We start from the raw sequence: 8,572 nt of genomic DNA, 5'->3' as shown, positions 1-8,572 counted from the left end.
CGCCCCCCCACCAACCCGCCGGGCGGGTGCACCAGCACGTTGTGGCACACCGCATCGCCTTCGGGGTACAGGCTTTGCAGGATGCGCAGCGGGCCGCCGTGTTCGAAGCGCGCCACCGTGCGCTCGGCCTCGCGGCGGTAGTCCAGTTGCAGGTGGGCGTGCCAAGTCATGCGGTTGCTATCAAATCGTGAGCTAGACCGGCATGATATCCGCCGGCATCGGGCCGATTCGATGCCGACCGGGCGCAGGGGATGGGCTTCAGGCTTTCCACGCGCCCCGGTGCGAGGCCGAGGACTCCTCGATCAGCGCCGGGCCGATGCATTCGATGGCATGGGACGAGGCCGCGAACACGTCGCGGCACGACAGCTCGGCGTCGCGCTGGTCCAGCCGCTCGCCGCGAAAGGCGCGCAGCCGCACGGCGTCGATGCCGTACACCACGCGCCCGATGTTGGCCCAGAAGATCGCGCCCGCGCACATCACGCAGGGCTCGCCGGACGAATACAGCGTGGCCTGCGCGAAGGCCTCGCGCGGATGGTGCGGGCTGGCCAGCCGCACGGCCGAGGTCTCGGCATGCGCCGTGCAGTCGCCGGTCTCGCCGTTGGCGTTCCAGGCCTCGGCCAGGATGCGGTCGTCCGCACCCACGATGATGGCGCCGAACGGGCGGTTGCCACGCGCGCGGGCCTGGTCGGCAAGGGCGATGGCGCGGCGCAGGTACAGGCCGTCGCGCGGGGCGAGGGGGACTTCCTCGGGCAGTTCGCAAGTGGGGGAGGCAGGCATGTTCATCGGGCGGTCTCCGCTGTCAGGCCGGCACCTTGCGGTCGGCCGCAGGGGGCAGGAACGCCGGGTTGAACACGCGCTCTGCCGCCGGCTTGCGGGCCAGGCCGAACGTGGTGGCGATCTCGTCGATCTGCCGCGCCAGCACGTCCGCCTGCACGCCGCCCAGACCGATGGCCTGCGTCTCGGGCGTGGCGAGGTACTGCCGGGTAATGGCCCAGCGGGCGCGTTCCATGTCCATGTTCAGGATGGGCTCGCGCGCCTTGATGGCGGCCATCGCCGCGTCGGGGTTGGAGAGCGTCTCGCGCAGCGCCCGGTTCGTGGCGCGCAGGAAGGCCCGCGCCACGTCGGGCCGCTCCTGCAGCAGCCGGCCGGCCAGGATGGCGTTGCCGTAGAGGTTGAGCCCGGTCTTGCCGTACTCGAGCACGGCCAGGTCCTGTGGCGGCATGCGGGTGAACAGGGACACTGCCGAGTCGTGGAAGTAGGTGGCCGCGTCCACGTCGCCGCGCACCATCACGTTGTCGCGCGCGCTGAAGTCGGTGGTCACCCACTGGAACAGGTCGGGGCTGGTGTTGAGCTGGCGCGCCACCATGGGCCAGCTGCGGCGCGTGGATTCCACGGCGGCGGCGGCCACGCGCTTGCCCTTGAGCGACTGGAAGTCGGTGGTCACGCCGCGGTCCTTGCGGCCGATGATGACGAAGGGCGCGCGGTTGTAGTACTGGTAGATGGCCTGTACCGGCGCATCGGCGTTCTGCGCGTGGAACTCCGCCAGCGCGCTGATGTCGCCCAGCCCCAGGTCGTAGGCCCCGCTGGCCACGCGCGTGATCGAGGCCACGGAGCCCGAGCCCACGTCGATGGCCACGTCCAGCCCCTCGTCCTTGTAGTAGCCGTTGGCGGCGGCCAGGAAGAACGGCGCGGTCTGGCTGGTCACGCGGAAGTCGAGCGTGAACTTGAGCGGTGTGGTGGCCTTGCCCTGGGCATGCACGGCGGGCGCGGCCAGGGTGGCGGACAGGAGGGTGGTGGCGGAGGTGGCGAGGAATCGGCGGCGTTGCATGGCGGTGGCTCCAGGTTCGGGGTAACGACCGGCCACGGCGCATCTGCGCCGTGCATCGGTGCGAACTGAGCAATTTCCGGGCAACGGCGCGTGGGGGAACGGGCCGGGCTGAACGCTTCTACTCGGAGGCGGCGTTGCATGAAGCGTGCCTGCACAACGCAGTTCGAGCCCCATCGGGGTGGGTGGGTGAGGCATGGCCGAGGCGTGTCGCCGCTGGTGCATTCCCGGCGGGGCAGGCACGCGGCTGGTGCATGGCCGTCCCCGTTGCGGTGAGGCGCGGCGGCGCGGCGCGTGCAGCCGCTGCGCCATGGCACCTGCCCACCCGCTGCACACGGATTGGCCTGCGATTTGCTTGCACGCCCCGCAAGAGTAGAAGCGTTCAGCCCGATGGCCCGCACCGCGCGGGCCATCGGCGGGTCATTGCTCTTGAAGCCGGTGGTGGCCGCCGGCGCGCCGTTGCCGTCCTGGCGAATGCGTGCCGACGGTCGCCGCCTTTGTCCCCTTCAAGAGCCCCGTGGCGCGTGCCTGCCTGGCCGTGTACGCCATGGGCCTTGGTTCATCCAAAGAGGAAACCCGCCATGCAGCAGAGCACCGCCAACCTCCCCGCCATCTCCCCTGCCGACCCCGCAGACGCCACCGCCGATGTGCGCGGCGAACTGGAAAAGGAAGCCCGCATGGGCGGCATGGGCGCTGAAACCAGCGCCCGAGAAATCCGGCGCATCGACCTGTCCGACTTCGAGCACCGCAAGGCCGAGATCGCCGAGCAGTTGTGGAGCGCCTCGGTCGAGATCGGCTTCTTCCAGGTCACCGGCCACGGCATTGCCGTGGAGGACATCCGCAACGCCTTCGCGCGCGCCGAGGCGTTCTTCGACCTGCCGCGCGAGACCAAGGCGCAGTGGCCGCTGGCGCGCAATGCCGGCTGGGAGCACAAGGCGCAGGTGCGCCCGTCCACGCGCACGCCCGACCAGAAGGAGTCCTACCAGGTCACCCGGCCTCGCATGGCGGGCCTGTGGCCCAGCGAGGCTGAGCTGCCGGGGTTCCAGGAAGCCACCTTGCGCTTCGAGGCGCAGTGCTGGCACGTGGGCATGCAGCTGCTGTCGTGCTTTGCGGACCGGCTGGGGTTCGATCCGGACTTCTTCACCCGCGCGCACGACCCGTCGAGCGCGGCCTACCAGAGCACCCTGCGCATGCTCCATTACTTCGCCGTGGACCCGGCGCTCAAGGACGAGCTGGGCCTGTGGCGCGCGGGCGCGCACACGGACTTCGACTGCCTCACGCTGCTGTTCCAGCGCCCAGGCCAGGGCGGGCTGCAGGTGCTGCCCGGCAAGGAGATGGAGAGCCGCCAGTGGACCAGCGTGGAGCCGGCCGAAGGCGTCATCACCTGCAACATCGGCGACATGCTGACGCGCTGGAGCGATGACCAGTTGCCCAGCAACTTCCACCGCGTGCGCAATCCGCTGCCCCACGAATACCAGGGCGCGCGCTACAGCCTGGCGTTCTTCTGCCAGGCGAACGAGGATGCCGTGGTGGAAGGGCCGGGCCGCAAGTACCCGCCGATCACCGCGGGCGACTACCTGCGCCAGCGCATCACGGCGAATTTCGCGAAGTACTGAGCGCGTCAGGCGGCTTTCGAAAGGCCTGGCCGCGGGGCTTAGCCAGTCCGCAGCAGGTCCCAGCCACTACACCGTCGAGGTCAGCGGCGCCGGCATGGTTTCGGACGCGCCGCGCGCCGGCAGGATGATGTGAAACACGCTGCCCTGGGCCGCGTTGCTCGCATGGATGCGCCCGCCGAAGGCCTCGACGATCTTGCGGCAGATGGCCAGCCCCAGGCCGGTGCCGCCAGAGCCGTCGCGCGTCGTGCTGGACTGCATGAAGGCCTCGAAGATGCGCTCGAGTTCCTCCTCGGGCACGCCCGGTCCGCTGTCTTCGATCTCGATATGGATCTGCCCCAGGCCGTCCATGAAGCCGCGCAGCTCGATGGTCGATCCCCCGGGCGAGAACTTGACCGCGTTCGCCAGCACGTTGCGCACGACCTGCTGGAACCGCAGCGGATCGGCCTTGGCGACCAGCGGCAGATCCGGCAGGTCCAGATGCAGATACAGCCGGTGCCGGGCGAGCAGGGGGTCGAACTCCCGCGCTACCGAGCGGATGAGCCCGCGCAGGTCGGTGCGCTCCAGGTGGAAGGTGCCCACCGTGCTTTCGATCTTGGCCACATCCAGCAGGTCGTTGACCAGTGTGAGCATGCGCTGCCCTGCCGCGTGAATGTCGTTGAACATGCCGGCCAGCCGCGCATCGGCCGGGCTGCGCAGCGTGCCCAGTTCGGCGAACCCGATGATCGATTGCAGCGGCGTGCGCAGCTCATGGCTCATGTTGGCCACGAACTCCGACTTGGTGCGCGAGGCCTCCTCGGCCGCGGTGCGCGCCTCCTGGATGGCTCGCTCGGCCATGCGGAAATCGGTCACGTCCATCAGGATGCTGAGCACGCCAGTGGCATGGCCCATCTCGTCGGTCAGCGCCGCCTTGAAGACGCGGGCGTCGCGGTGCGTGCCGTCGCCGTGCAGCAGCCGGGTCTCCAGCGTCATCTTGCCGCCCTGCATCAGAAGGCACTGGTTCGCCTCCACCACGACGTTGGCCTCGTCCGGCGGAAGGAAGGCATGCAGCCGCTCGCCGATCACCTGCGCGCGGCCCCGTCCCTTGTATTCCTCCCAGGCGCGGTTCACGAGCACCACGCAATGGTTCTTGTCCGTCAGGGACATGGGCAGGGGGTTGGTTTCGAGCAGCAGGTTCTGGAAGGCCAGCTGGGCCTGAAGCTTCAGTTGCGCTTCCCAGCGGCCGGTCACGTCCACTGCGCTGCCGGCGAAGCCGGCAATGCGCCCTTCGCTCACGAGCGGGACCACCGCCAGCTCGAACAGCAGGTGTCGGCCATCGGCGCTGCGGATCAGGGCCTGGCAGGTGCGCGCCTGCGCCGTGGATTCGGTGTCGAGCATGGCCAGGACCTCGTTGCGGCTGATCGAGTCCACGATGTCCGGCAGAGTCTGCCCCACGGCATGCGAGGGGCTGCGCCCGCTGATCGTGTCCCACCGCGCGTTGGCATAGGTGATGACGCCGTGCGCATCGGTGCGGAAGATCAGCTCCTGCACGCTGCTGATGAGCACCGCCAGATCGTGCTGGCTCTGTGCGATCTTGCGTTGCGCAAGGTTCATCGAGCGCTGCGCGGCCTCGCGCGCGCGCAGGCCGCGCCAGGCGGTCGCGGTCAGTCCCAGGGCGAGCAGCACGGCGGCCAGGCCGATGCCGAGCATGCTCCGGGCTTCCTGCAGCCACCGGTCCAGCGCCATCGCATAGGGCTCCTCCACGATCGCCACCAGCGGCTTGTCGCGCGAGGCACGAAAGGCCAGGATGCGGTCGCCGCCCAGCACGCCCTGGCCGACGTAGCTGGCGAAGTCGCGGTGGGGCAGGTAACTGTGGAAGACGGGCAGGTGGTCGATCCGCCGGCCGGCCAGGGCGGCGGCGGGCGCCGAGCTGGCCAGCACCTGGCCGTCGTCGGTGGCGATCACCGCGTCGTAACTCAGGGACTCCAGCGTGAGGTACTGGAAGTTCGACAGCGCGCCAGGGTTGACCAGCCCCACGAGCATCATGTCCCGGCCGCCGTTGGTGCGAAAGCCGCGCAGCAGCGGTATGAACGACATGCCCGCCGGAGCCACGTCGGGGGGCGTGGTGCGGCGCAGGCTGCCCAGGCTGCGGCCCGGCACCAGCGGGCCGATGCGCTGGTGTTCTTCCTCCACCCAGGGCCCCAGGCCCGTGACGTCGATGAAGGTGCCGGCCTCGCCGTTGACGGTGCTCGCGACCACCAGGCCCTTGGTGTCCACCACCGCCACGCCGCGCATGAAGGGCAGCCCCGCCAGCACCTGCCGCATCGCGACCTCCATCGCCTGCGTGCTGGTGGGTGCCTCGGTCAGTGCCTGCGAATGCGCGAGCACGCCCAGTGCCATGTCGCCGGCATCGAACGTGCGGGCGGCCTGGTCTTCGATGATTCGGGCCAGCAGCTGGGCCTGTACCTGGCTGGCGGTCATCGTCGCGCGCATGTCGTTCACAGCCAGCAGGGCCATCGCGGCCGCGGCCAGCAGCGCGGCCGCCACGCCGGCGGCCAGCACAAGGCCGCTCGCAGGCAGCCCACGAAAGCGCAGCGCCGGTTCCGCCGCGGGCGATGGGGGGGAGGGGGCGCGGCGCTTCATCGTCATTTCAGGGCTCGATCACCTGGCCGAGGCCGTTCTTTTCCGCGGCGGCCTTGAGCCGGCCATCGCGCTTGATGCGGACCACGAAGTCGTTCATCTGCCGCAGCCACGCACCATCGCCGGGACGCACCGCGTAGGCGTAGGGCACGACCTGGATCGAATGCTCCGGCACGAGGAGCTTGGCCCAGTTGGCGTTGTCCAGCAACTGGCGGCTGTAGAAATAATTGGTCATGAACACATCCACGCGGCCTGAGATGAGCTCCTGCTCGCGCGTGGACGGCGCGTCGACCGGTACCACGCGCGCATGGTGCAGTTGCGCCGTCATGAGCGGCCCCGTCAGGGTGCCTCGCTGCACGCCGACCCGCACGCCGGGCTGGTCGATGTCGGCCCATTGCGTGACCACCGCATTGTTCTTGGTGGTGATGGCATACACGTCGCTGTGCAGGTAGGGCTGCGTGAAGTCCAGCACCTGCCGGCGCTGCGGCGTCACGGCGATGGCGGACATGGCCACATCGCAGCGGCGGCTGGTGAGGTCGGCCACCAGCGATGGAAAGGATGAATCCACGTACTCCAGGCGCGCGCCCAGGTCTTTCGCGAGTTCGGCCGACAGGTCGATGTCGATGCCTTTCAACTCCCGCGTGCGAGGATGGCGGTAGGTCACCCCGTAGTAGTCGGGCCAGATGCAGACCCGCAAGACCCCGGTCGAGCGCACCCGGTCGGACACCGACTCGGCCTTTGCAGCCGGCCACGCGGCCATGCAAACCAGCAGCGACAGGGAAAGGGCGATCCGCTTCATGCCATCCATTCTTCAGGGCCGTGCCCTGCAGGGAAAAGGGCACGCGATGTCCTCGGGATGCAGGCCGGCCGGGAGGGCGGCCTGGGGTGTCCGTGCATCATAGGCCCCTGCCCGATCCATGGGCGCGCGAAGCGGGCTTTTTGCCAGGCGCTGGTGCGGGGGCGACGAGCGGTGATGACCATGGCGTGGGCGGTGAGAAAATGATAGAAATAAAAAATGGCGCGATGGGCGGATTTTAATCAGAAAAATCATTTTTATCATCTTTAAATTTGTTTGTTTTGAACCCAACAGCGGCACAATTCACGCATGGCAACATCTGCTCCTGAGATCTCCGATCTGACCGATCACTGCACCACCCTGGAGGTGGCCAAGCTGCTCGGCATGGCCGTTCGATCCGTTCAACTCATGGTGGACCGCGGGGAGCTCCAAGCCTGGAAGACGCCCGGCGGACACCGGCGCATTTCCCGCGCGTCCGTTCAGCAATGGCTGCAGGGCAACAAGGCCGCCCCCTCCCCGCCGCACAACCGACGAGCGGACGACGCCCGGCCCGGGGCCGAGGCCGGCGCGCCGAAAAAGCCCCTGCTGTTGCTCATCGAGGATTCGACGCACTTCCAGAACCTCATCCAGCTCATCGTGCAGCAGCAGTTTCCCGAACTGGGGCTGCAGGTGGCAGACGACGGCATTGCCGGCCTGGCCCTGTACGGGCAACTGCAGCCGGACATCCTCATCGTGGACATCCTGCTGCCCGGACTGGATGGCGCGACCCTGATCACCACGCTGCGGTCCCATTCCCAGTTCGCGCGCAGCGAGTTGATCGTGGTGACCTCGCTCGACGAGTCGCAGCGCGCGCCCTATGCCTTCGCCCTGCAGGGCGTGTCTGTCATCCACAAGCCCCGGCTGGTCGCCGAATTGCCCGGCGCGCTGCAGGCCTGCATTGAAAAGCTGCGCCATGGATGAACCTGTCGTCCTCCTGGTGGAAGACGATGCCCTGGTGTCCCGCTTCGTTGCCATGGTGCTCGACGACCTGCCGGTGCGGCTGCAGGTCTGCAGTAGCGTGGAGCAGGCGTTGCAGTTCCTGGCGGAGCACCGCGTCCAGCTGGTCATCACCGACCTCATGATGCCCGGGGAATCCGGCATGGGGCTGATCCAGCGCATGGCCGCCGACCCCTCCCTCGCAGCGGGCGCCAAGGTCGTGGTGTTCAGCGCAGGATTGAACACAAGGTGCGAGAGCAGTTGGCGTCGACGAACATCTGGCGCACGCTGGCCAAGCCGGCCTCGGTGGGCGATCTGCAGGGTTGCGTGCGGGATGCCCTGCAGTTGTCCGGCCAGAACCTGCAGGCCGCGCCGCCCGTCTCCACAGGGCCGGCGGCCCCGGCCGCAGCGCCGGGTCTGGCGGACCATGAAGCCCTGGCGGTGGCCACGCACTTCGCCAACAACCGCCCCCTGTTCGAGGCCTACCGCGAGCGTTGCTTCGTTCAGTTCGCCAGGGATGGCGAAGAGGGCGACCGGGCCGCGGCGGCGGCCGACCTGGCCGCGCTGCGCCGGCTGGCGCACAACCTGCGCACCGTGCTGCTCACGCTGGGCCGCAGCGAAGGCCATCGGGTGGCCAGCCGCCTCGAAGAGGCCGCCATCGCCGAAGATGTGCCGGCCGCCGTGGCCGGCTGGAAGGCGCTGCGGGACCACCTGGCGCCCTGACGTTCAGGACCCGTCCGCACG

7 protein-coding genes and 2 pseudogenes are annotated in these 8,572 nt (G+C 69.0%); 4 read left to right on the top strand and 5 right to left on the bottom strand.

Translation table 11 applies throughout. The features are described 5' to 3' along the window. The 3 genes and pseudogenes from AC27KI_RS15405 to AC27KI_RS15395 form a co-directional block, all read right to left on the bottom strand. Positions 1 to 170: pseudogene (locus AC27KI_RS15405) on the bottom strand (urease accessory protein UreD); the annotation flags it as partial. Positions 171 to 258: 88 nt separating this feature from the next. Then, complete coding sequence (locus tag AC27KI_RS15400; protein ID WP_487089576.1) at positions 259 to 783, bottom strand: nucleoside deaminase; 525 nt, start codon at positions 781 to 783, stop codon at positions 259 to 261. Between the two features lie 16 nt (positions 784 to 799). Further along, positions 800 to 1,828 (bottom strand): ABC transporter substrate-binding protein, encoded by a 1,029-nt coding sequence (locus tag AC27KI_RS15395; protein ID WP_487089575.1) that lies wholly within the window; start codon positions 1,826 to 1,828, stop codon positions 800 to 802. A gap of 674 nt (positions 1,829 to 2,502) precedes the next feature. On the opposite strand from AC27KI_RS15395, the gene AC27KI_RS15390 reads away from it, so the two are divergent. Then, positions 2,503 to 3,441 (top strand): isopenicillin N synthase family dioxygenase, encoded by a 939-nt coding sequence (locus tag AC27KI_RS15390; RefSeq protein WP_284430240.1) that lies wholly within the window; start codon positions 2,503 to 2,505, stop codon positions 3,439 to 3,441. A 66-nt stretch (positions 3,442 to 3,507) separates the two neighbouring features. On the opposite strand, the gene AC27KI_RS15385 is transcribed toward AC27KI_RS15390, so the two are convergent. Both AC27KI_RS15385 and AC27KI_RS15380 read right to left on the bottom strand, forming a co-directional pair. Beyond that, on the bottom strand, positions 3,508 to 6,066 hold the full coding sequence (locus tag AC27KI_RS15385; protein ID WP_317352488.1) for an ATP-binding protein: 2,559 nt from the start codon (positions 6,064 to 6,066) through the stop codon (positions 3,508 to 3,510). 1 nt (position 6,067) lies between these two features. Then, the gene (locus AC27KI_RS15380) at positions 6,068 to 6,856 is read right to left on the bottom strand and encodes an ABC transporter substrate-binding protein (RefSeq protein ID WP_487114586.1); all 789 of its coding nucleotides are present in this window, start codon (positions 6,854 to 6,856) and stop codon (positions 6,068 to 6,070) included. Between the two features lie 306 nt (positions 6,857 to 7,162). Between AC27KI_RS15380 and AC27KI_RS15375 the strand changes: the two genes are divergently transcribed. The 3 genes and pseudogenes from AC27KI_RS15375 to AC27KI_RS15365 all read left to right on the top strand — a co-directional run bounded on the left by AC27KI_RS15375 (position 7,163) and on the right by AC27KI_RS15365 (position 8,551). Next, positions 7,163 to 7,813 (top strand): response regulator, encoded by a 651-nt coding sequence (locus tag AC27KI_RS15375; RefSeq protein ID WP_317352481.1) that lies wholly within the window; start codon positions 7,163 to 7,165, stop codon positions 7,811 to 7,813. Then, positions 7,710 to 8,003 (top strand): annotated as a pseudogene (locus AC27KI_RS15370) (response regulator); the annotation flags it as partial. The gene AC27KI_RS15375 and the pseudogene AC27KI_RS15370, both read left to right, overlap by 104 nt. An 86-nt stretch (positions 8,004 to 8,089) precedes the next feature. Further along, a complete protein-coding gene (locus AC27KI_RS15365; protein ID WP_487114584.1) occupies positions 8,090 to 8,551 on the top strand; it encodes a hypothetical protein in 462 nt (153 codons plus the stop codon). Positions 8,552 to 8,572 lie beyond the last annotated feature (21 nt).

The sequence above is a fragment of the Acidovorax sp. KPB24-03 genome, from assembly GCF_057546605.1.
The sequence above is the reverse complement of the archived record's forward strand: the minus strand, read 5'-3'. Positions and strand labels throughout refer to the sequence as shown.